This window comes from Pseudomonas machongensis (assembly GCF_034961125.1).
GTDB lineage: Bacteria > Pseudomonadota > Gammaproteobacteria > Pseudomonadales > Pseudomonadaceae > Aquipseudomonas > Aquipseudomonas machongensis.
In genome coordinates this window covers 51,561-73,872 of sequence record NZ_JAYFUI010000170.1, presented here as the reverse complement: position 1 = coordinate 73,872, position 22,312 = coordinate 51,561, and the positions used below count along the sequence as shown (strand labels likewise).

Here is a 22,312-nt window from a genome sequence, read left to right as displayed (position 1 = left end):
TCGTTATCACTGGTCACCCGAGCAGCAGTACCGGGCGGTCGTCTGTGTACCCGCCACAGCCAGCCGGTACTCGTCTCAGGACAACGGAGCGTCGTAGATGAGTAACAAGAACAACGATGAGTTGCAGAAACAGGCCTCGGAAAACACCCTCGGCCTGAATCCGGTCATCGGCATTCGTCGCAAGGACCTGCTGAGCTCCGCGCGCACCGTACTGCGCCAGGCGGTGCGTCAGCCGTTGCACAGCGCCAAGCATGTGGCCCATTTCGGCCTGGAACTGAAAAACGTGCTGCTGGGCAAGTCCAACCTGCATCCCGAGAGCGATGACCGTCGCTTCAGCGATCCGGCCTGGAGCCAGAATCCGCTCTATCGCCGTTACCTGCAGACCTACCTGGCCTGGCGCAAGGAGCTCAACGACTGGATCGCCGAGAGTGACCTGTCGCCCCAGGATGTCAGCCGCGGCCAGTTCGTCATCAACCTGATGACCGAAGCCATGGCGCCGACCAACACACTGGCCAACCCGCAGGCGGTCAAGCGCTTCTTCGAGACGGGCGGCAAGAGCCTGCTCGATGGCCTGTCCAACCTCGCCAAGGACATGGTCAACAACGGCGGCATGCCCAGCCAGGTGAACATGGAAGCCTTCGAGGTTGGCAAGAACCTCGGGACCAGCGAAGGTGCGGTAGTGTTTCGCAACGACGTTCTGGAACTGATCCAGTACCGGCCGATCACCGAGCAGGTGCACAGCCGCCCGCTGCTGGTGGTGCCGCCACAGATCAACAAGTTCTACGTTTTCGACCTGAGCCCGGAAAAGAGCCTGGCGCGCTTCTGCCTGCGCTCCAACCAGCAGACCTTCATCATCAGTTGGCGCAACCCGACCAAGGCCCAGCGCGAGTGGGGTCTGTCGACCTACATCGACGCCCTCAAGGAAGCAGTGGACGCGGTGCTGGCCATAACCGGCAGCAAGGACCTGAACATGCTCGGTGCCTGCTCCGGCGGCATCACCTGCACCGCGCTGCTGGGCCACTACGCCGCGCTGGGCGAAACCAAGGTCAACTCGCTGACCTTGCTGGTGAGCGTGCTCGACACCACGGTCGATACCCAAGTGGCACTGTTCGTCGACGAACAGACCCTCGAAGCCGCCAAGCGCCACTCCTACCAGGCCGGCGTGCTCGAAGGCAGCGACATGGCCAAGGTGTTCGCCTGGATGCGCCCCAACGACCTGATCTGGAACTACTGGGTCAACAACTACCTGCTCGGCAACGAGCCGCCGATCTTCGACATCCTGTTCTGGAACAACGACACCACACGCCTGCCGGCCGCCTTCCACGGCGACCTGATCGAAATGTTCAAGACCAACCCGCTGACCCGCGCCGACGCGCTGGAAGTCTCCGGCACCGCCATCGACCTGAAGAAAGTGCAGTGCGATATCTACAGCGTCGCCGGCACCGCCGACCACATCACCCCCTGGCAGTCGTGCTACCGCTCGGCGCACCTGTTCGGCGGCAAGATCGAGTTCGTGCTCTCCAACAGCGGCCATATCCAGAGCATCCTCAACCCGCCAGGCAACCCCAAGGCGCGCTTCCTGACCGGTGAAGACCGCCCGGACGACCCGTTGGCCTGGCAGGAGAACGCGATCAAGCACGCCGACTCCTGGTGGCTGCACTGGCAGGCCTGGCTGGGTGAACGCGCCGGTGAGCTGAAGAAAGCACCGACGCGCCTGGGCAATCGCGCCTACAGCGCGGGCGAAGCGGCCCCGGGGACCTACGTGCACGAGCGTTGAGTCGCACCGCCGCGGCCACCCGGCGGGCTGCGGCGCTTCATCCATCACAGAGTCAGGCGCATGTCGCAACCCTACGTATTCAGGACCGTCGAGCTGGACAACCAGTCCATCCGCACCGCCGTCCGCCCCGGCAAGCCACACCTGACGCCGCTGCTGATCTTCAACGGCATTGGCGCCAACCTCGAGCTGGTATTCCCATTCATCGAGGCGCTGGACCCGGACCTTGAGGTCATCGCCTTCGACGTACCCGGTGTCGGCGGCTCGTCCACGCCCCGCCACCCCTATCGTTTCCCGGGCCTGGCCAAGCTCACCGCACGCATGCTCGACTACCTGGACTACGGCCAGGTCAATGTCATCGGCGTGTCCTGGGGCGGGGCGCTGGCCCAGCAGTTCGCCCACGACTATCCCGAGCGCTGCAAGAAACTGGTGCTCGCCGCCACCGCTGCGGGGGCCTTCATGGTGCCCGGCAAGCCCAAGGTGTTGTGGATGATGGCCAGCCCGCGGCGCTATGTGCAGCCGTCGCACGTGATCCGCATTGCGCCGATGATTTATGGCGGCGCCTTCCGCCGCGACCCGGACCTGGCGTTGCACCACGCCTCCAAGGTGCGCTCCGGGGGCAAGACCGGCTACTACTGGCAACTGTTCGCGGGGCTTGGCTGGACGAGCATCCACTGGCTGCACAAGATCCACCAGCCGACCCTGGTGCTGGCCGGTGACGATGACCCGTTGATTCCGCTGATCAACATGCGCCTGCTGGCCTGGCGAATTCCCAATGCCCAGCTACACATAATCGATGATGGCCACCTGTTCCTGATCACCCGCGCCGAGGCCGTCGCCCCGATCATCATGAAATTCCTCCAGGAAGAGCGTCAGCGTGCGGTCATGCATCCGCGGCCGGTGGCGCGCAGGTAAGCGGGCGCCAGGACATTCAGTTACTCGGCGGTGCTGCCTTCGCGGGCAAGCCCGCTCCCACAGATCCAGTGCAGGTGGGAGCGGGCTTGCCCGCGAAGGCAGCACCGCAGACAAGGATCGACGAGGGATTGTTGCCATGAAGGACAAACCGGCGAAGGGGACGACACCGATCCCGGCCACCAGCATGAACGTGCAGAACGCCATCGCCGGTCTGCGCGGTCGCGACCTGATCTCGACCCTGCGTCAGGTAGGACGCATAGGCCTGCGCAATCCGCTGCACACCGCCCACCATCTGCTGAGCCTCGGCGGCCAGCTGGGCCGCGTGCTGCTCGGCGACACACCCCACCAGCCGCACCCTCGGGACGCGCGCTTCAGCGATCCGACCTGGAGCCAGAACCCCTTCTACCGGCGCGGCCTGCAGGCCTACCTGGCCTGGCAAAAGCAGACCCGCCAGTGGATCGAGGAAAGCTCGCTGGACGATGACGACAGAGCCCGCGCGCACTTTCTGTTCAACCTGCTCACCGACGCCGTCTCGCCAAGCAACTCGCTGCTCAACCCACTGGCGGTCAAGGAAATGCTCAACACCGGTGGCCAGAGCGTAGTGCGCGGCCTCGCCCACTTGCTCGACGACCTGCGCCACAACGACGGCCTGCCGCGCCAGGTCGACGATCGCGCCTTCGAAGTCGGCAGCACCCTGGCCGCCACTCCCGGCGCGGTGGTATTTCGCAACGAGCTGCTGGAGCTGATCCAGTACAAGCCGATGAGCGAAAAACAGTACACCCGCCCGCTGCTGGTGGTGCCGCCGCAGATCAACAAGTTCTATGTATTCGACCTGGGGCCGACCAACAGCTTCGTGCAATACATGCTCAAGAACGGCCTGCAGGTGTTCATGGTCAGCTGGCGCAACCCCGACCCGTGCCACCGCGAATGGGGCCTTTCGAGCTACGTACAGGCACTCGAGGAAGCGCTGGACGCCTGTCGCAGCATCAGCGGCAACCGCGACCCCAACCTCATGGGCGCCTGTGCCGGCGGGCTGACCATGGCCGCGCTGCAGGGGCATCTGCAGGTCAAGGGGCGCTTGCGCAAGGTGCGCAGCGCCACCTACCTGGTGAGCCTGCTCGACAGCCAGTTCGACAGCCCTGCCAGCCTGTTCGCCGACGAGCAGACCCTCGAGGCCTCCAAGCGACGCTCCTACCAGCGCGGCGTGCTCGATGGCGGCGAGGTGGCGCGGATCTTCGCCTGGATGCGCCCCAACGACCTGATCTGGAACTACTGGGTCAACAACTACCTGCTCGGCAAGACGCCACCCGCCTTCGACATTCTCTACTGGAACGCCGACAACACTCGCCTGCCTGCAGCCCTGCACGGCGAGCTGCTGGACTTCTTCAAGCTCAACCCACTGGTGCAGCCGGGTGGCCTGGAGGTGTGCGGCACACCGATCGACCTCGGGCAGGTCACGGTCGACAGCTTTACCGTGGCTGGCAGCAACGATCACATCACACCCTGGGACGCGGTGTATCGCTCGGCCCTGCTGCTGGGCGGCGAGCGACGCTTCGTGCTGTCGCACAGCGGGCACATCCAGAGCATCATCAACCCTCCCGGCAACCCCAAGGCCTATTACCTGGAAAACCCTCGGCTCTCCAGCGACCCTCGCGCCTGGTTCCACGATGCCACCCGTAGCGACGGCACCTGGTGGCCGCAGTGGCTGGAGTGGATCTCACGCCGCTCAGGCAGCCTCAGACCGCCGAAGACCGAACTGGGCAGCCCCTCCTACCCACCGCTCGGGCCGGCGCCTGGCACCTACGTGATGGCACGCTGAGCCCATGAAGACCCGCGACCGCATCCTGGCCTGCGCCCTTGAGCTGTTCAACCGCCAGGGCGAGCCGAACGTCTCGACCCTGGAGATCGCCAACGAGCTGGGCATCAGCCCGGGCAACCTCTACTACCACTTCCACGGCAAGGAGCCGCTGGTACTGGGCCTGTTCGAGCGGTTCGAAGACGAGTTGATGCCGCTGCTCGATCCACCACTGGAGGTGCGCCTGGATGCCGAGGACTACTGGCTGTTCCTGCACCTGATCGTCGAGCGCATGGCGCAGTACAGCTTCCTGTTCCAGGACCTGTCCAATCTCACCGGCCGCCTGCCCAAGCTGGCACGCGGCATGCGCGGGCTGATCAATGCGATCAAGCGCACCCTGGCGGCGCTGCTGGCCAGTCTCAAGAGCCAGGGATTGGTGGTGAGCGAGACCCAGGCGCTGGGGCAACTGGTGGAGCAGATCACGCTGACACTGCTGTTCTCGCTGGATTACCAGCGGGTACTGGGGCGCGAGGGCGATGTGGGGATCGTGGTGTACCAGGTGATGATGCTGGTGGCACCGCACCTGCAGGAACCGGCGCGCAGGGCGGCGGAGCAGTTGGCGGGGAAATATCTGGACGTGTAGGGCTGAACTTGCGGTGTTGCCACTGACGCATTCGCGGGCAAGTCGCAGCGGCGGTTCACCGATGCGACTTGCCCGCGAAACGCACGCCGCGATATCAGCTTTGGCTAGCTGGGCTCACCGGTGCCGACGGCGTATTGCCAGTTGCTGCTGCGCTTGCTGCCGGTGCCGTGGTTGCGGCCGGAGAGGCGGGCTTCGCGGCAGCCGGCTTGGCTGCAGTCGGCTTGGCCGGGGCTTTCTTCACGGCGGGTTTCTTCGCTGCCGCAGGCTTGGCGGCTACCGGCTTGGCTGCTGGTTTTGCCGCAGGCTTGGCGGCCGGCTTGGCAGCTGCAGCTTTGGCAGCGGGCTTGGCCGCAGGTTTAGCCGCGGCGGCCTTGGCAGCGGGTTTTGCCGCAGCAGTCTTGGCAGTTGACTTGGCGGCGGGTTTCGCCGCAGCCTTGGCCAATGGCTTGGCAGCGGTCTTGCTCGCTGCGGACTTCGACGCCGAGGCCTTGGACACCGGTGCCACTGAGGCGCCTGTCAACTTCTCGATCTGCTTGGTCAGGCTGTCGACCTGCTGGTGCAGCGCCTTGATCTCGTTACGGCTAGGAACGCCCAGACGCGAGATTGCACTGTTCAGACGCTTGTCGAAGGCCTCTTCCAGCTCGCTCCACTTGCCCAGCGCGCGATCCTTCACATCGGAGACTCGCGAGGTAGTCGCCGACTTGGCCGCATCGGCATCCTTCTTCGCCTGCTTTTCAGCCTTCTCGCCATCCTTCACAAGCGAATCGAAAAGCTTGGGGCCATCCTGGTCGACCTTGGAGTAGATCCCCAGGCCTGCCAGCCAGATCTTGCGGGAGTACTTCTCGATCCCGCCGATCCAGGAGCTGCCTTCTTTTTCGGTGTTCTTCTTGCCAGCCATCCTGCTCTCCTTATGGTTTGCGCGCGACACGCTCGAGCAACTCGGTCAGCTGTTCGAGTTTGATGGACAACGCCTCAACGTCATGTTTAGACGGAATGCCGATGCGATTCAAGGCGCGGGCCACCCGTGCGTCGAAAGCCTTTTCGATTTTGTCGAGCTGGACCTCGACCTTGCCACGTACCCGGCTCACTTCCTCGGCCGCTTCATCGAGCTGGCCGTTGGCCGCGTCGAGCTTCTTGTCGAGGGTTTTCTTGCCGCGTTTCTCGACACCTTCACCGGCCTTGACCAGCTCCTTGAAGTACTCCGAGCCTTCCTGGCCGACCCGGGCGTATGCGCCGATGCCTGCCAGCCAGATCTTGCGCGCGTAGCCGCGCACTTCACTCAGGGTGCCTTGGGCGTCGTCCTGCTGCTTGAGATTCACTTTGGCCATACTGGTTGCCTCATGCTCGTAGAGGGAGGGAGGAACTGCCCATGGAAGTCGGGCTTGAGCATAAGGTAGGGGAGGAAATTAGAATCATCACCCTAAGCTGGTGACTGTGCTGGAACCGGTCTATAGCAACCCCTTGCCGCCGCACGGGCGTCACGCTTCAAGCGCTTACCTGTTAAAAATGCCAGTTGCAGGTGCAAAAACCAGCCTATTAGATGAGGTGACACCCCCTCAGGAAGACATGAATATGAGCACCAGCACACATGGCGGAAAAGTAAACTTCCACAGCTACATCGAAAGTGGCGTCGATCCCAGAACACTGACGTTCTCGGCAAACATTCTCCTGGGTACATTGGTCAACCCCAACTACGATATTCGCCTTTTTTATTCGCCGCTCAATCAGAACGATTTTGGACTGGGTCTGGGGTGGCGGATCCCCGCGACGGTCTATAACAAAAAAACGAAGTTGCTTTCGCTATCAGATGGCCGTCTTTACCAAGTAGACGAAAACCTGAACTTGACGGACAGCAACGGTGATGTGTTCCTGAAAGAAGAGCCTGGCGTGGGCTACCGGGTCACCTATCGAAGCACAGGGATCATCGAATTTCTGAAGGCCGGAAAAATCGATCTCTGCCCCTGTACGTCTCGCTACTCTGCATTCGGCGTTGGCATGACACTGGACTGGGAGATTGACGAAGCGGCCAACAGCGTCAAATTGAAGAGCATTCATTCCCTGCATACCGACAAGGAACAGCTCCTTCAGATCGACTACGCGGCAGAGGCCCCTGTCATCAAGCTCTGGCCAGATCAGGACGAGCAAAGAACCTTCGCCCTAAAACTGGAATCAAATTACCTGTTAGGTATCAAAAACAGCAGTGTGCAACCACCGTTGAATTGGAAGTTTGACTACGAACGCACACAAGAATTCTTGGTCCAAGTTCCGCCTGTCGTTTATCCCCTGAGCGGGATACGCCTCCCCTCCGGCCGCGTGGAACAAGCGCTCTATAATTCCCGCAAAAAAGTTCAGGCTCACATCACGAAAGACGACTTCACACTATTCCTGGAAGCCGACAGATACCCAAAGACATCGCATACTATAATTTTGCGTTATGCAGATCAGCATTTCATTGAACGCACCGGCTTTGAGTACGACACAAAAGGCGCACTCCTCTCAAGGAGTGAGTTAATCCTTTCAGAAAAGACCTTCAATGATATCTTAGATAACTCCACCGAGGACTCTTTAGAACATGTCGAATGTGAACTGCTATCCATCTTAAAAAAAATAATCACTTTGAGACCCGGCGTTACTGATGACTTATCGGGTTCATATTCGCGCCAATGCAACAAGCTAAAAAATTTCAAAACCCAGCAGTCGCAACTGAAAGAACGTTCAAAAACGGTTAACTACACTTACAACGAATTCTTCTCAATCACAAAAGAAACATCCCTGTTTAATAATGCGACCCAGCTGACAAAAACCTGGAAATACGACAGTCACGGACGTCTGATCGAGGCGATAGAAAACCAGGAGAAAAAAACATTAAGCTACCTGTTGGACGACGCTGAAAGCAACCTGATCGCTTACGAAAAAACCATCCCTGACACGGAAGACGAAAGCACCTACCTTGAGCGCTGTTACTTCTACACCGCACATACACAAACTAACACTTCGCTCAAAGGGCAAATCACCTACCTGCCTGAAGCGCTTATTACAAATCGCTATCAATCTGAAAAACTGAAACACCAAACGATTGACCACATCGAGAGCTATCACACTGACGCCAACAACAGTGAATACTTGCAAGTCGACGAAATGAGCTCATATGCAAGTAACTCTGAAATCATTGAAAGACAGGCACTCCAAACCTGCTTGAACAACGCGGAATGGCCTGCCGACGGCTATGGCGACAGCACTAACTTGACTGAAAAACTCAAAACTTCTTACATCCACTCAATATCCGGACAGACAGAGCGCATTGCAACACTGACGACGCGTGACGATTTGACATGTACCACAAGCAGTACCGTGTCGACGCGCACCGGTTTGGTCCTGAAAGAACAGGATATTTCTGGAAACATTTCCAGCTATACATGGGACGGTTTAGGCCGCCTGACCAAGATCCTCAATAACTCGGGCAGTGAGTTCGAAACGACAGAAACCTATGAGCACGGTCTGGCATTGCCAGACACGCTGAAATTCAATTATCACAAACACCCCAGCTCAGCACTGAGTGGCTACATCCTGCACACCGACACCACCGGAGCCAAGACACTGTCGATCTACGACAGCAGGAACCAGGAAATCGAGGTTTGGGAATGCAGTTCGGACCCTGAAAACGAATGGTACTGCCTGCAGAAAAAAAGCTACCTGGACGGGAAGGTTCGTGAAGTTATCGACTACGACTACTCCAGCCCAACGTCCGTTCACCGAACTGCACTCACGCAGTATCTCAGTGCCAATAGCCGTTTCGATATCGAAAAAGATTCATCAGGCGATGCGAGCACCACAGCCTATATTTATACCGTTGCGTGGGACACGGCTGAATATCGAGCGATCGTCAAAGTATACTTTGACAACACTGCAATCAAAAGTTCGGCTCAGGCAGAGCTAGGTGCAGGCACAATGAACGGCTCCATAAGGTTCTGGATCAACGACGACAACGTGATCAACAAGGTAAAGGTACCGTTCGACTGCGTGAACAGCAAACCGTTCGGCTTATGTGAAATGCAGTTTCTGGACACGCACGGCAATGTCATCAACGTGCATCGCCTTGCTCTGTCAGTTGCCGCCAGGGACAGTCGCACCCTTACCGTCACGCCACACTCAACTGCCAGCCAGACCTACAATGCCGGTAAACGCACTTCGGTGACAGACGAACAGGGCCAGCTGACAAGCTTCGCCTACGACCTGTTCGGGCGTGTCACCACTACCACCTACCCGGATGGCAGCGTGCTGAACAAGACCTACCCCACGCATTCCAGTCGGGAATTGATCGAGTCCATCACACTGACAGCAGGAGAAACCGTTCACGCACTTGGAACACAGGTATTCGATGGCCTCGAGCGTCTGGTTTCCAGCACCAGTACAGGTCAACGAACCTTCACCTACACCGATAACAGCCTGGATCCCGTCAAAGAAGTTTCACCGCGCGGAACCTTGACCTATGAAAGCATTCCCCAACTGGGCAGCGCCGCGAAATCCATAAAAGGCAAAGACCTTCATCATCAGTTCAGCTACGCCAAGGGTACCGGCCTGCTCAGCCAGTACAAGGACCAGAGCGGCCTCGACGTCACACTTGGCTACGGTGCACTCAGTCGCCCCGTCAACGAAACGATAGTGCCGGCAAAGGATCAGCCAGCACTTACGCAATCATTGGCATGGAGCCCCAATGGCAGATGCACCGGCTATAAAGATGTTGCCGGAGTCACGCAAGCCCGCAGGTACGATGCCCGCGGCAACGTAGTGGAAGTCGATGACCCGGACATCAAGGTCACCGCCGTATACGGTGCGTTCAACCGCATGAAGTCGCAGGTAATAACGCGCAAGAAAAGCGCGGAAAAGCTGACCATCGAATATTCCTACAATACGCTCGGAGAAGAAGTCGAACGTCGCATCGTACCCGCCGACAAAAGCAAGGCGGTCACGGTCCAGCACACCTATCGCAAGAACCACCAACTGGCCACGCGCACTGTCATCGCCAAGGGGCAGACCGTACGCAAGGAAAGCTTCAGTTATGACAACCGCAACATGCTTAGCGGTTACGAATGCTCAGGCTCCGAGCTGAACCTGGATTCCTTCGGTAAAGCCATCACCAAACTGGAACTGACCAACGACGCGCTGGGCAACATCGTCACCTGCATCAGCCACTTCGACGGTGGCTCGGATACCGCAACCTTCCACTACGATAATCCGCAGGTGCCTTGCCAACTGAGCAAAATCTCTCACACGCATGCCGATTACCCCGCTGTCATCGAGCTGAAATACGACGCCAATGGCTGCATGACCAAAAATGAAAAAGGCCAGACGCTGAGCTACGACGCCCTGAATCGGCTGGCCAGCCTGAAAGACGCAGAGCACACCTATCTGTATCACTACGATCCTCAAGGCCGGTTGCGCTCGCGCAGCAAGTTGACCGAACGTACCGATTGGCACTATGACCCGAGCATGACCATGCCGCTGCTGGTCAGCGAACGCCGGGGCGAAAAAACCCTGCGCCTGTGCAGGCTTGCCGAGGAGGTTTGCGCAACTACACACCCCGATACCGACAAACCGCTGCTTATCTGCGCTGACCGTGTGGGTACACCGCTGATTACCCTGGACGGAACTCTGGATCCGAAACTGATCAAGTGCTCCCCCTTCGGCATCACCGATGCACCTCTATCGGCGGCCTGGACTGGCGGGCTGTATGACGACGTCATCGGCGTCTATCACTTGGGTGAACGCCAATACAGCCCCTCGCTCATGCGTTTCACCACGCCCGACAGCTGGAGCCCTTTCGGTGCCGGGGGGTACAACATTTATGCCTATCTGGATCCGGTCAATTGCCCTGATCCGAATGGACATATTTCGTTCTGGGGATGGGTGGGCATCGCAGCGGCCGTACTACTTGGCGTCGTCGTGGGAGTGCTGACCATGGGGGCTGGCGTGGCGGCGATCATGGCTACGGGCATGACGTTGGCAGCAGGCATGATGGTCGCAGGCGGCGCATTGATACTCGCTGCCGGCGTAGTCGGCATAGCTGCCGAAGTGGTGCGCGACCATGACCCTGCCACCGCCCGTACGCTCGACTGGGTGGCATTTGGCCTAGGCGTGGCAGGCGCTGTCCTCACCCTGGGGGCGGGCTTCGCTCGTGGAGCGGCACAAACAGCCTTGCGTGGCGTTCGCAGCACGGCCCCCAGGGTCGGGAGAATGAGCGTATATGCCGTTCAAGAAAGAACGCTGGCTATCGAACTACAGCCGCTGGGTGAGACGCTGAGGGCTGGAGGGCGGGCAATGCAAGCCGAGTTCATTGGTGGCTCAAGATATGCTTTCAGCACTGCCTCGGACATGGTCAGCGGGGTGCAGAGCGTTGGCAGCACGCTGGCATTGAACTTGCTCTCACGTCTGGCTTCCACCGCCCCGTTCCGACTGGTTGGCATGACCATGGGCATGGAGGCGATGCTGGGCTTGGGCATCGGCGCCCGTCATCATCACGACCAGCAAGCCTGAGCAACGAGCACCTGTTGCATGCTTCCCTGCTGCGCCTGCCGGGCGCAGCAAGGGAAGCGCCCTACAGCCCCCGAGGGCTTCGTCAGATCACACCAGCGCCTTGTCCAGCGCGCGCTCGATCTCGCCCTTGATGGTCCCGCTCATCATCGACAGCATCATGCCCAGCTTCAGCTCGACACGGATGCTGTCCTCGCCGATGTGCACGCTGCCGTTGGCGCCGCTGCGCGCGACATCGACGCGGTCGCCGTTCCAGGTGGCCTTGAGGTCGTACTCGCGCGACAGCTTGTCGACCAGGCTTTCAGCCTTGGCCCGGGCAGCTTCGCGACCGAGGGAATGTTTGCGTTCGACGCTGATCTGAGTCATGCGGGGTATCCAGGCAATGAAGACATAATCGGCATTATGCCCGCGCCCGCGAGACGGCACACCCCGCCAAGACAAATCCGCCCGTTCGCCCTAGAATGGCGGTAATTTTTTTCGGTGAAGCGATATGAACGACCAGCGCAAAGGCGACCACGCCGAACCCACCACCCACTTTGGCTACCAGGACGTTCCCGAGAGCCAGAAGGCGAAGAAGGTCGCCGAGGTCTTCCACTCCGTGGCCGCCAAGTACGACCTGATGAACGATGTGCTCTCCGGCGGCATGCACCGCCTGTGGAAGCGCTTCACCATCGAGCTGTCCGGTGTGCGCCCCGGCAACCGCGTGCTCGACATCGCCGGCGGCACCGGTGACCTGGCTGCCAAGTTCTCGCGATTGGTCGGCCCGACCGGCCAGGTGGTACTGGCCGACATCAACGAATCGATGCTCAAGGTCGGCCGCGATCGCCTGCTCGACCGCGGCGTGGCCGGTAATATCGAGTTCGTCCAGGCCGATGCTGAAAAGCTGCCCTTCCCCGACAACCACTTCGACTGCGTGACCATCGCTTTCGGCCTGCGCAACGTGACGCACAAGGATGAAGCCATCCGCTCGATGCTGCGTGTGCTCAAGCCCGGCGGCCGCCTGTTGGTGCTGGAGTTCTCCAAACCCACCAACAAACTGATGTCGCGCGCCTACGACGCCTACTCCTTCGCCTTCATGCCCCTGGCCGGCAAGCTGATCACCAACGACTCGGAAAGCTATCGCTACCTGGCCGAATCGATCCGCATGCACCCTGACCAGGAAACGCTGAAAAGCATGATGGTCGATGCCGGTTTCGACCGCGTCACCTACCACAACATGACCAGCGGCATCGTCGCCGTGCACCGGGGAATCAAACCCTGATGCTCCTGGCCGGGCTGCTCGCCAGCGTCGAGCACGGGCTCAACCGTGTGCTGCGCATGGACAGCACCGCGCTGCCGCGCCTGGGCGCGCTGGAAGGCAAGGTGATCGCCATCGACTGCCGCCAGCCCGCCCTGCAGTTGTTCATCCTGCCCGACGAAGAGGGCCTGATGCTCGCTGCACATTGGGAGGGCGAGGTCGATTGCACCCTGCGTGCGCCGGCCAGCAGCCTGGCCCAACTGGCCTTCGCCACAGACAAGAACGCCGTGCTGCACAGCCCGCAGGTCGAGCTGCATGGCGACAGCGCGGTGCTGCTCGACCTGGTCGGCGTGCTCCAGGACCTGGAGCTCGACTGGGAGTACGAGCTGTCGCGCTGGCTGGGGCCGGTCCCCACCGCGCTGATCGCCGGCCACTTGCGCCTGCGCGCACGCTGGACCCGGCAGGGCCTGTCGCGGTTCAGCCAGAATCTGTCCGAGTACCTGGCCGAGGAATCGCGTACCCTGGTCGGGCAGCGCGAAGCCGAAGCGGCATTCAGCGAGCTCGATGCGCTGAAGGTCGATATCGAACGTCTCGAGGCGCGCATCCGTCGCCTTTCCCACACTCTTGATTCCAGCGATAACGCATGAAGCTGCTCGCCGTCCGCCGTCTGTTGCGCATCCAGCGCGTCGTGATCCGCTACCGCCTCGATGACCTGCTGTTCGACCTCCCCCTGCCCTGGTGGCTGCTGAGCATCCGCCTGCTGCTGCCCTGGCGCTGGCTACCGCGCAAGCCCAGCGAGCTCAGCCGCGGCGCACGCCTGCGCCTGGCCCTGCAGGACCTGGGGCCGATCTTCATCAAGTTCGGCCAACTGCTCTCCACCCGCCGCGACCTGCTGCCAACGGACGTCGCCGACGAGCTGATGCTGCTGCAGGACCGCGTGCCGCCATTCGACCCACAGAAAGCCGTGGCGCTGATCGAAGCGCAGCTCGGTGCGAAAGTCGGCGAGGTGTTCAGCCGCTTCGACGTCGAGCCGCTGGCCTCGGCCTCGGTCGCCCAGGTACATGCGGCACGTCTCAAGAGCGGCGAAGAGGTGGTCGTCAAGGTGGTTCGCCCGGGGCTCAAGCCCGTGATCGCCCAGGACCTGGCGTGGTTGTTCCTGATCGCCAAGGTGGCCGAACGGGCCTCCGCCGATGCGCGCCGCCTGCACCCGGTGGAAGTGGTCAGCGACTACGAAAAGACCATCTACGACGAGCTCGACCTGCTGCGCGAAGCGGCCAACGCCAGCCAGCTGCGGCGCAACTTCGAAGGCTCGGATCTGATGTACGTGCCGCAGGTGTACTGGGACCTGTGCCGCCCGAAAGTGCTGGTGATGGAGCGCATCTACGGCGTGCCGGTCACCGACATGGCCACCTTGGCCGACCAGCGCACCGACATGAAGCTTCTGGCCGAACGCGGTGTCGAGGTGTTCTTCACCCAAGTGTTCCGTGACAGCTTCTTCCACGCCGACATGCACCCGGGCAACATCTTCGTCAGCACGGTCAAGCCGTGGAGCCCGCAGTACATCGCCATCGACTGCGGCATCGTCGGCAGCCTGACCGCCGAAGACCAGGACTACCTGGCACGCAACCTGATCGCCTTCTTCAAGCGCGACTACCGTCGCGTGGCGCAGTTGCACATCGATTCGGGCTGGGTGCCGGCACACACCAAGGTCAACGAATTCGAAGCGGCGATCCGCACCGTATGCGAGCCGATCTTCGAAAAACCGTTAAAGGATATTTCCTTCGGCCAGGTGCTGATGCGCCTGTTCCAGACGGCCCGTCGTTTCAATATGGAAGTTCAGCCGCAGTTGGTGCTGCTGCAGAAAACCCTGCTCAACATCGAAGGCCTGGGGCGCCAGCTGTACCCTGACCTGGACCTGTGGAGCACCGCCAAGCCCTATCTGGAACGCTGGATGCGCGAACGCATGAGCCCCAAGGCGGTGTTCGGCAACCTCTATAGCCAAGCCGAGCAGTTGCCGCACCTGGCCGACATGACCCGCGACCTGCTCGAGCGCCTGTCGCAACCGCACCTGCACGACCCCCAACTGCCAGAGCGCCGCCGGGCGGGCGACAACTGGGCGCTGCGCCTGCTCGGTGCCGGCCTGCTCGGTGGCGGCGCGACCCTGGCCGCCGGTGCCGCGAGCCTCAGCGCCCCGGCCGCCTGGCCGGCGTGGCTGATGCTGGCTGCCGGGCTCTACCTGATCGTGCGCCGATAGCCAGCCGCGCTGCTGGCTGGCACACTAGGCGCAAAGGGCCCGGTACGGGAGCGGGCCTGTTTTGGAGTCGACGATGAAAGACTGGCTGGACGAGATCAAGTGGAACAGCGATGGCCTGGTACCGGCGATCGCCCAGGACCACAAGACCGGGCGTGTGCTGATGATGGCCTGGATGAACCGTGAATCGCTCGCCCTGACTGCCGCCGAGAACCGCGCCATCTATTGGTCGCGCTCGAGGGGCAAGCTGTGGCGCAAGGGCGAAGAGTCCGGCCATGTGCAGAAACTGCATGAGCTGCGCCTGGATTGTGACGCCGACGTGGTCATCCTGATGGTCGAGCAACTGGGTCATATCGCCTGCCATACCGGCCGTGAAAGCTGCTTCTATCGTGTGTTCGAAAACGGTGAATGGAAGATCGTCGACCCGGTCCTGAAAGATCCTGACACTATCTACCACGCGGGGCACTGAACATGAGCGACACACTCGATCGCCTGGCCGAAGTGCTCGAACAACGCAAGCAGGCGGCCCCCGACAGCTCCTACGTGGCGAGCCTCTACCACAAGGGCCTGAACAAGATTCTGGAGAAGCTTGGCGAAGAGTCGATCGAGACGATCATCGCCGCCAAGGACGCCGCCGTGAGCAAGGATTACAGTGATGTCATCTATGAAACCGCCGACCTGTGGTTTCATAGCCTGGTGATGCTCAGCGCACTGGGGCAGCATCCACAGGCGGTACTGGACGAACTCGACCGCCGCTTCGGGCTTTCCGGCCATGACGAGAAGGCCGCGCGCCAACCGACCTGATCGCCATGCCCCTGCAGGAGCGGGCTCGCCCGGCGATAACGCCCGCTCAGGCTACACATCATTCAAGGGAGTACACCATGGGTATCTTTGACTGGAAACACTGGATCGTCCTGCTGGTCGTCGTAGTGCTGGTGTTCGGCACCAAAAAGCTGAAGAACTTCGGCAGCGACCTGGGCGAATCGATCAAGGGCTTTCGCAAGGCCATGAACGAGGAAGAAAGCAAGCCTGCCGAGCAGACTCCGCCGCCTGTACAGCCGTCCGTGCAACCCACCCAGCAGCCGCACAACACCGCACCGCTGAGCCAGCCGCACACCATCGAGGGCCAGGCTCAGCCGGTCCAAGAGCCACAACGGAAAGACTGACCCATGTTCGGCATCAGCTTCAGCGAGCTGTTGCTCGTCGGCCTGGTTGCCCTGCTGGTGCTCGGCCCCGAGCGCCTGCCTGGCGCCGCGCGTACTGCGGGGTTGTGGATCGGCCGGCTCAAGCGCAGCTTCAACAGCATCAAGATGGAAGTCGAGCGCGAGATCGGTGCCGATGACATCCGCCGCCAGTTGCACAACGAGCACATCCTGCAGATGGAACAGGAAGCCAAGCGCATCCTCAACCCGCAGACACCGCCCGCGCAGCCCGTGAACACGCCAGCCGCGAGCGAGACTCCCGCACCTGTCGCCGACGCCAATGCCGCCCCAGCGGCGCCCACGACCACCCCTGAGCCGCACCAGCCGCCCCGAGCCCCATGAGCGAAACTCCGGAACACGACCAGCCCATGCCGCTGGTCTCGCACCTGACCGAACTGCGCACCCGCCTGCTGCGTTGCGTAGCCGTTATCTTCCTGATCTTCGCCGGGCTGTTCTCCTTCGCCCAGCAGATCTACACCCTGGTCTCTGCACCCTTGCGTGCGCACCTGCCGGCCAACGCGACGATGATCGCCACCGACGTGGCATCCCCGTTCCTCACGCCGTTCAAGCTGACCATGATCGTCTCGCTGTTCCTGGCCATCCCGTTCATCCTCCAGCAGATCTGGGGCTTCATCGCACCGGGGCTGTATCGCCATGAAAAGCGCATCGCCATCCCGCTGCTGATCTCCAGCATCATTCTGTTCTACGCCGGCATGGCCTTCGCCTACTTCCTGGTGTTCCCGCTGATCTTCGGCTTCTTCGCCAGCGCCACCCCTGAAGGCGTGTCGATGATGACCGACATCGCCAGCTACCTCGACTTCGTCATGACCCTGTTCTTCGCCTTCGGCGTCGCCTTCGAGATTCCGGTGGCGGTGGTGCTGCTGGTGTGGATCGGCGTTGTCGATGTGAAGTACCTGAAGAAGATCCGTCCCTACGTGATCATCGGCTGCTTCGTGGTCGGCATGATCCTCACCCCGCCGGACATCTTCTCGCAAACGCTGCTGGCCGTGCCCATGTGGCTGCTGTTCGAGATCGGCGTGTTGTTCGGCGGCCTGATCCGCAAGCGCAGCCATCCGCAGGATGAAGCCGCGGACGACCACAACGACCAGCCACCAGCGACCCAGGCGTGAACCTGCTGCTGCTCGAGGAGGCCGACTTCGTCGCGACCGACCGTGTCGTACTGGCCGACCGCCGCTTCACGCACATGCAGGACATCCACCGCGTGGCGGTGGGCGACACCCTGCGCGTAGGCCGCATCGGCGGCCTGATGGGCCAGGCCGAGGTGATCCGCCTGGAGGGCCACGAAGCCGAGCTGCGGGTCAGCTTCGATCAGGAGCCACCAGCGAAGCTGCCGCTCACCCTGGTGCTGGCCGTCCCCCGCCCCAAGATGCTGCGCCGTCTGTTCCAGACCATCGCTACCCTCGGCGTGCCGCGGCTGATCCTGGTCAACAGCTACAAGGTCGAGAAAAGCTTCTGGCAGACGCCGCTCCTGCAGCCGGACAGCATCCGCGAGAACCTGATCCTGGGCCTTGAGCAGGCACGCGATACCGTGCTGCCGGAAGTCATCATCGAAAAACGCTTCAAACCCTTCGTCGAAGACCGGCTGCCCGCCATCGCCGACGGCACGCTCGGCCTGGTTGGCCATCCCGGCCCCTACCCGGCCTGCCCACGCGCGGTGCAAGGGCCCGTGACCCTGGCGATTGGTCCGGAAGGCGGTTGGATTCCCTACGAAGTGGAACTGCTGGGCAAGGCCGGCCTGGCCCCCGTACAACTGGGCGAACGCATCCTGCGCGTGGAAACGGCGGTCACGGCTCTGCTTTCCCGAATATTCTGACCATTCGGTCAGCATCCTGGCATCAAGTTTCTCCCCAACAGGCCGATGGCCTTGCAACACAAGAAAATTCTGGCTTTTCAAGTCGCCGGGGAGATCGTCATGTACGGAAAGGTTGTCCAGTCGCTGGGAAACGTGAGCGTCAGTCGCAAACTGGGGGCCGGCTTCGGCCTGGTACTGTTGTTGACCATGGCCATCACCGCCACAGGCTGGCGCGGCATGGACTCGATCATCGACCGCGGTGACAAGCTGGGCAACATCTCCTTGATCCTCGGCTACAGCCAGGACCTGCGCATCGCCCGCCAGCAGTACGAACGCAATCGCGACGACGCATCGGCGGGCGAGCTGGAAAAAGCGCTCGGCAAGCTCGAGCAGCAGGTCGAGATGATGCTCGGGCAGATCGAGCATCCGCAGGATCGCCAGCGCCTGGAGCAGCAGCGTCAAGCCGTGCGCCAATACCGCCAGGCCTTCGTCGAGCTCAAGCAGGCCGGCCAGCGCCGTGAAGCCGCACGCAGTGTGCTGGGTGACAGCGCGGACAAGGCCGCTGCGCTGATCGGTCAGGTGCAGCAACGCCTTGCGCAAGGTGGCGACATCAGCCTCTATCAACAGATCGTGCAGGCCAGCGCCTTGCTCCAGCAGGCGCGCTTCCAGGTGCGCGGCTACACCTATAGCGGCAAGGCCGAATTCCAGCAGACCGCGCTGGATGCCATCGACCAGGCGCTCGCTGTGCTCAAGGCCCTGCCGGCCAGGGTGCCCGCCGAATACGCCGCCAGTCTCGATGATGCCGCCAATGCCATGGGCGCCTATCGCGATGCGGTGAACCAGTTCGGCGCAGCGCAGACCAGCGCGGAGCAGACCTTGCAACGCATGGTTGTACAGGGCCAGGTGTTGATGGATGCCGGTACGCAGATGACCGCATCGCAGACCGCCGTGCGCAACAGTGGTGCCCTGCAGGCCAAGACCCTACTGGGCGGAGCCAGTGCCCTGGCCCTGCTGCTAGGCATCATTGCCGCCTGGGCCATCACCCGGCAGATCGTCGTGCCCCTGCGCCAGACCCTCAGCGCCGCCGAACGCGTGGCCAGCGGCGACTTGAGCCAGGACCTGCTGGTGCAACGTCGCGACGAACTCGGCCAACTGCAAGCCAGCATGCAACGCATGACCCAGGGCCTGCGCGAACTGATCAGCGGTATCGGTGACGGCGTCACCCAGATCGCCAGCGCTGCCGAAGAGCTGTCGGCCGTCACCGAGCAGACCAGCGCCGGGGTCAACAACCAGAAAGTCGAGACCGATCAGGTCGCGACCGCCATGAACGAAATGGCAGCCACCGTGCAGGAAGTAGCGCGCAACGCCGAGCAGGCGTCGGAAGCCGCACTGATGGCCGATCAGCAGGCTCGCGAGGGTGATCGGGTGGTCGGCGAGGCCATCGCCCAGATCGAGCGCCTGGCCAACGAAGTGGGTAACTCCAGCGAAGCGATGAACCAGCTCAAGACCGAGAGCGACAAGATCGGCAGCGTGCTCGACGTGATCAAGTCGGTCGCCCAGCAGACCAATCTGCTGGCCCTCAACGCCGCCATCGAAGCTGCACGCGCAGGCGAGGCTGGTCGCGGATTCGCCGTGGTCGCCGATGAAGTACGCAGCCTGGCGCAGCGCACCCAGCAGTCGACCGAGGAGATCGAGGAGCTGATCGCCAACCTGCAGAGCGGCACCCAGCGGGTATCCAGTGTGATGGACAGCAGCCGCGAACTCACCGACAGCAGCGTCGAACTGACCCGTCGCGCCGGCAGCTCGCTGGATACCATTACCCGCACCGTGTCGTCGATCCAATCGATGAACCAGCAGATCGCTACGGCGGCAGAGCAGCAGAGTGCAGTGGCCGAGGAGATCAACCGCAGCGTGATGAATGTACGGGATATTTCCGACCAGACCTCGGCGGCCAGTGAAGAGACTGCCAGCTCCAGCGTCGAGCTGGCGCGGCTCGGCACCCACCTGCAGGGCCTGGTCGCCCGCTTCCGTCTCTGAGCGCCGCCAGACAAGGAATAATCACTACCTGTCAGTGGAACTTTCCCACAGGATTTACAGGTCGAGTCCCACGCGCGCTCTGCCGATGAGCAGAAGGACCATGCTGGCAACCTACCAGCATGGTCCTTCTCTCATATGGATGGAGACTCGCCATGTTCGGATATCTCAATCGCCGCCTCGCCAACCTCAGCGTGCGACTCAAACTCACCCTCGGCTTCGCCGTGGTCCTGTTGCTCACACTCGCAACCACCGTCAGCGGCTGGCGCGCCCTGGACGGCGCCATCATCCGCTCGCAACAGCTCAGCGAGATCGTGCAGATCAGTGACCTGAGCAAAGACCTGCGCGCCGAACGCATCACCTACCGCGTGCTGGCCGACGACACCAGCAAGACACGCATCGACGCCATCCTCGACCAGCTCGAACGCCGGCTCACCGTGCTCCAGCAACGCAGCAGCGTCGACCAGTCGCGCGAGCTGCTCAGCGAGAAGCTGCGTCAGTTGCAGCGCCTGCGCGAGAACTACGCCGAGCTGCTGCGCGCAGTCGATAGCCGTGCCGAGCTGCGCAAGATCATGCGCGACAAGGACCGGATACTGGATGAAGTCATCGACGACCTGCAGACCCAAGCGCTGCTCAAGCTTCCCGCCGACCAGCCGCAGGGCAACCTGCTCGGACTGATGGACACGCTCACGCGCCAGGTCGACAGCGCCAACCAGCAAAGCCTGGTACCCGCCTACACGTTCTCGCCCGTCGAGGACTTCGCACAGGTCGGCAATGCGGCGCTCGATGCTGCGCAAGCCAGCCTGGAGCAAATGCTGACGGCACTTGCACCGCTCGCATTGCCGAGCGAGCTCATGGCGCGCCCCAAGCCCGCCCTGGCCGAGTACCGGGCCAGCCTGGAGCAATACCGTCGCGCAGCGATCCGCGTCGAACAACTGCAGAGCGACATGGAAGTCATCGGTAACGACCTGAGTGACGCCAGCGTGACGCTGGCCGAGCAGAAAGTTGCACAACGCGACCATGAAGCCGTAGCCGCTCGCTCACTGCTGACCAGCGTGGCACTGCTGGCCTTGGCTGTCGGCGTGCTGGCCGGCTGGCTGATCACCCGGCAGATCACCGAGCCACTGCGCCAGACACTGGCCCAGGCCGCCCGCATCGCTCGCGGCGACCTCAGCCAAGTGGAAACGGTGGCGCGTCGCGACGAAATGGGCCAGTTGCAGCGCAGCATGTGCGAGATGACGCTGAGCCTGCGCCAGCTGATCGGCGGCATCGACCAGAGCGTCGAGCACTTGTCACAAGCGGCCTCGCAACTGGCCGGGGCCAGCGCAGACACGCTCGAGCGCATCACTCAGCAGCGCGAGGAAACCGACCAGGTGGCCACGGCGATGAACCAGATGAGCGCGACCGTGCAGGAAGTGGCGCAGAACGCCGAACATGCCTCGTTGGCCGCAACCGACGCTGACCAGCAGGCACAAATGGGCGATCAGGTGGTGGCCGAAGCCATCGCGCGTATCGAACAGCTGGCAACGCAGATGGACCGCTGCCTCACCTCGATGCAACACCTGGCGGGGGAGAGCCAACGGATCGGCAGTATCCTCGACGTGATCAAGTCGGTGTCAGAACAGACCAACCTGCTGGCCCTCAATGCGGCCATCGAAGCGGCACGTGCCGGCGAAGCCGGGCGCGGGTTCGCAGTGGTGGCCGACGAAGTACGGGGCCTGGCCCAGCGCACCCAACAGTCGACCGAGGAGATCGAGCACCTGATCGAAAGCCTGCACCAGGGCACCGATGAAGTCACGTCACTGCTCGACAGCAGCAGGACCCTGACCGAGCAAAGTGTCGAGCTGAGTCGCCGCGCGGGCGATGCATTGGGGCAGATCACCCGGACCGTATCGAACATCCAGGGGATGAACCAGCAAATCGCCACCGCCAGCGAAGAGCAGAGCGTGGTAGCCGAACAGATCAACCGCAGCGTGATCAGTGTGCGCGAGGCTTCCGATCACACCAGTTCGGCGAGCGAACAGACGGCCACTTCCAGTGGTGAACTACAGCAGCTGGGGCAGCAGTTGCGGGGGATGGTGGGGCGATTCAGCCTGTAGGAACGGTGGTGTGCCTTG

18 protein-coding genes and 3 pseudogenes are annotated in these 22,312 nt (G+C 61.8%); 17 read left to right on the top strand and 4 right to left on the bottom strand.

Features of this window, described 5'->3' with window-relative positions:
• Positions 1-97 precede the first annotated feature (97 nt).
• From phaC (VA602_RS15730) to VA602_RS15715, 4 genes are all read left to right on the top strand, one after another.
• Entirely contained in the window at positions 98-1,777 is a 1,680-nt protein-coding gene (gene phaC / locus VA602_RS15730; RefSeq protein ID WP_063546562.1) for a class II poly(R)-hydroxyalkanoic acid synthase, read from the top strand.
• A gap of 60 nt (positions 1,778-1,837) precedes the next feature.
• Positions 1,838-2,689, top strand: coding sequence for a poly(3-hydroxyalkanoate) depolymerase (phaZ, locus tag VA602_RS15725; RefSeq protein ID WP_063546564.1), 852 nt, complete (start codon positions 1,838-1,840; stop codon positions 2,687-2,689).
• 136 nt (positions 2,690-2,825) lie between these two features.
• Positions 2,826-4,508, top strand: a complete 1,683-nt coding sequence (gene phaC / locus VA602_RS15720; protein WP_323453669.1) for a class II poly(R)-hydroxyalkanoic acid synthase — start codon at positions 2,826-2,828, stop codon at positions 4,506-4,508.
• Between the two features lie 4 nt (positions 4,509-4,512).
• Entirely contained in the window at positions 4,513-5,127 is a 615-nt protein-coding gene (locus tag VA602_RS15715) for a TetR/AcrR family transcriptional regulator (protein ID WP_054894783.1), read from the top strand.
• Between the two features lie 196 nt (positions 5,128-5,323).
• Here VA602_RS15715 and VA602_RS26975 read toward each other — a convergent pair.
• The 3 genes and pseudogenes from VA602_RS26975 to VA602_RS15705 form a co-directional block, all read right to left on the bottom strand.
• A pseudogene (locus tag VA602_RS26975) lies at positions 5,324-5,608 on the bottom strand (hypothetical protein); the annotation flags it as partial.
• A gap of 42 nt (positions 5,609-5,650) precedes the next feature.
• Positions 5,651-6,025: pseudogene (locus VA602_RS26970) on the bottom strand (phasin family protein); the annotation flags it as partial.
• Positions 6,026-6,035: 10 nt separating this feature from the next.
• Complete coding sequence (locus tag VA602_RS15705; RefSeq protein WP_197893366.1) at positions 6,036-6,455, bottom strand: phasin family protein; 420 nt, start codon at positions 6,453-6,455, stop codon at positions 6,036-6,038.
• A gap of 106 nt (positions 6,456-6,561) precedes the next feature.
• Between VA602_RS15705 and VA602_RS15700 the strand changes: the two genes are divergently transcribed.
• Positions 6,562-11,661, top strand: coding sequence for an RHS repeat-associated core domain-containing protein (locus VA602_RS15700; RefSeq protein ID WP_323453667.1), 5,100 nt, complete (start codon positions 6,562-6,564; stop codon positions 11,659-11,661).
• 87 nt (positions 11,662-11,748) lie between these two features.
• Here VA602_RS15700 and VA602_RS15695 read toward each other — a convergent pair whose 3' ends face one another.
• Positions 11,749-12,024, bottom strand: coding sequence for a polyhydroxyalkanoic acid system family protein (locus tag VA602_RS15695; protein WP_054894787.1), 276 nt, complete (start codon positions 12,022-12,024; stop codon positions 11,749-11,751).
• Positions 12,025-12,148: 124 nt separating this feature from the next.
• On the opposite strand from VA602_RS15695, the gene ubiE reads away from it, so the two are divergent.
• From ubiE to VA602_RS15640, 12 genes and pseudogenes are all read left to right on the top strand, one after another.
• Complete coding sequence (gene ubiE, locus VA602_RS15690; RefSeq protein ID WP_054894788.1) at positions 12,149-12,919, top strand: bifunctional demethylmenaquinone methyltransferase/2-methoxy-6-polyprenyl-1,4-benzoquinol methylase UbiE; 771 nt, start codon at positions 12,149-12,151, stop codon at positions 12,917-12,919.
• Positions 12,919-13,542 carry a ubiquinone biosynthesis accessory factor UbiJ gene (locus VA602_RS15685; protein WP_323453666.1) on the top strand — a complete coding sequence of 208 codons (624 nt, stop codon included), beginning with the start codon at positions 12,919-12,921 and terminating at the stop codon, positions 13,540-13,542. Before ubiE ends, VA602_RS15685 begins: the two co-directional genes overlap by 1 nt.
• On the top strand, positions 13,539-15,149 hold the full coding sequence (ubiB, locus tag VA602_RS15680; RefSeq protein ID WP_054894790.1) for a ubiquinone biosynthesis regulatory protein kinase UbiB: 1,611 nt from the start codon (positions 13,539-13,541) through the stop codon (positions 15,147-15,149). Before VA602_RS15685 ends, ubiB begins: the two co-directional genes overlap by 4 nt.
• A 73-nt stretch (positions 15,150-15,222) precedes the next feature.
• The gene (gene hisI, locus VA602_RS15675; RefSeq protein ID WP_054894791.1) at positions 15,223-15,615 is read left to right on the top strand and encodes a phosphoribosyl-AMP cyclohydrolase; all 393 of its coding nucleotides are present in this window, start codon (positions 15,223-15,225) and stop codon (positions 15,613-15,615) included.
• A 2-nt stretch (positions 15,616-15,617) separates the two neighbouring features.
• On the top strand, positions 15,618-15,950 hold the full coding sequence (locus tag VA602_RS15670) for a phosphoribosyl-ATP diphosphatase (protein ID WP_054894792.1): 333 nt from the start codon (positions 15,618-15,620) through the stop codon (positions 15,948-15,950).
• A 77-nt stretch (positions 15,951-16,027) separates the two neighbouring features.
• A complete protein-coding gene (locus VA602_RS15665) occupies positions 16,028-16,312 on the top strand; it encodes a twin-arginine translocase TatA/TatE family subunit (RefSeq protein WP_054894793.1) in 285 nt (94 codons plus the stop codon).
• A 3-nt stretch (positions 16,313-16,315) separates the two neighbouring features.
• Entirely contained in the window at positions 16,316-16,690 is a 375-nt protein-coding gene (gene tatB, locus VA602_RS15660; protein WP_197893370.1) for a Sec-independent protein translocase protein TatB, read from the top strand.
• Complete coding sequence (tatC, locus tag VA602_RS15655; protein ID WP_063546576.1) at positions 16,687-17,478, top strand: twin-arginine translocase subunit TatC; 792 nt, start codon at positions 16,687-16,689, stop codon at positions 17,476-17,478. The genes tatB and tatC overlap by 4 nt, the downstream gene beginning before the upstream one ends.
• Positions 17,475-18,182 (top strand): 16S rRNA (uracil(1498)-N(3))-methyltransferase, encoded by a 708-nt coding sequence (locus VA602_RS15650; protein WP_323453665.1) that lies wholly within the window; start codon positions 17,475-17,477, stop codon positions 18,180-18,182. The genes tatC and VA602_RS15650 overlap by 4 nt, the downstream gene beginning before the upstream one ends.
• 45 nt (positions 18,183-18,227) lie before the next feature.
• Positions 18,228-19,343 (top strand): annotated as a pseudogene (locus VA602_RS26835) (methyl-accepting chemotaxis protein); the annotation flags it as partial.
• On the top strand, positions 19,326-20,198 hold the full coding sequence (locus VA602_RS26830) for a methyl-accepting chemotaxis protein (protein ID WP_407682514.1): 873 nt from the start codon (positions 19,326-19,328) through the stop codon (positions 20,196-20,198). The pseudogene VA602_RS26835 and the gene VA602_RS26830, both read left to right, overlap by 18 nt.
• A gap of 152 nt (positions 20,199-20,350) precedes the next feature.
• Entirely contained in the window at positions 20,351-22,294 is a 1,944-nt protein-coding gene (locus VA602_RS15640) for a HAMP domain-containing methyl-accepting chemotaxis protein (protein ID WP_323453664.1), read from the top strand.
• Positions 22,295-22,312: the final 18 nt, after the last annotated feature.

What these genes read in the sequence shown, in the direction of transcription:
- VA602_RS15640 (WP_323453664.1), top strand. Translation starts at nt 20,351, where the DNA reads ATGTTCGGATATCTCAATCGCCGCCTCGCCAACCTCAGCGTGCGACTC.
- VA602_RS15670 (WP_054894792.1), top strand. Translation starts at nt 15,618, where the DNA reads ATGAGCGACACACTCGATCGCCTGGCCGAAGTGCTCGAACAACGCAAG.
- VA602_RS15685 (WP_323453666.1), top strand. Translation starts at nt 12,919, where the DNA reads ATGCTCCTGGCCGGGCTGCTCGCCAGCGTCGAGCACGGGCTCAACCGT.
- VA602_RS15705 (WP_197893366.1), bottom strand. Translation starts at nt 6,455, where the DNA reads ATGGCCAAAGTGAATCTCAAGCAGCAGGACGACGCCCAAGGCACCCTG.
- VA602_RS15715 (WP_054894783.1), top strand. Translation starts at nt 4,513, where the DNA reads ATGAAGACCCGCGACCGCATCCTGGCCTGCGCCCTTGAGCTGTTCAAC.
- hisI (WP_054894791.1), top strand. Translation starts at nt 15,223, where the DNA reads ATGAAAGACTGGCTGGACGAGATCAAGTGGAACAGCGATGGCCTGGTA.
- VA602_RS15665 (WP_054894793.1), top strand. Translation starts at nt 16,028, where the DNA reads ATGGGTATCTTTGACTGGAAACACTGGATCGTCCTGCTGGTCGTCGTA.
- VA602_RS15695 (WP_054894787.1), bottom strand. Translation starts at nt 12,024, where the DNA reads ATGACTCAGATCAGCGTCGAACGCAAACATTCCCTCGGTCGCGAAGCT.
- phaC (WP_323453669.1), top strand. Translation starts at nt 2,826, where the DNA reads ATGAAGGACAAACCGGCGAAGGGGACGACACCGATCCCGGCCACCAGC.
- tatC (WP_063546576.1), top strand. Translation starts at nt 16,687, where the DNA reads ATGAGCGAAACTCCGGAACACGACCAGCCCATGCCGCTGGTCTCGCAC.
- phaZ (WP_063546564.1), top strand. Translation starts at nt 1,838, where the DNA reads ATGTCGCAACCCTACGTATTCAGGACCGTCGAGCTGGACAACCAGTCC.
- VA602_RS26830 (WP_407682514.1), top strand. Translation starts at nt 19,326, where the DNA reads ATGCAACGCATGACCCAGGGCCTGCGCGAACTGATCAGCGGTATCGGT.
- phaC (WP_063546562.1), top strand. Translation starts at nt 98, where the DNA reads ATGAGTAACAAGAACAACGATGAGTTGCAGAAACAGGCCTCGGAAAAC.
- ubiE (WP_054894788.1), top strand. Translation starts at nt 12,149, where the DNA reads ATGAACGACCAGCGCAAAGGCGACCACGCCGAACCCACCACCCACTTT.
- tatB (WP_197893370.1), top strand. Translation starts at nt 16,316, where the DNA reads ATGTTCGGCATCAGCTTCAGCGAGCTGTTGCTCGTCGGCCTGGTTGCC.
- ubiB (WP_054894790.1), top strand. Translation starts at nt 13,539, where the DNA reads ATGAAGCTGCTCGCCGTCCGCCGTCTGTTGCGCATCCAGCGCGTCGTG.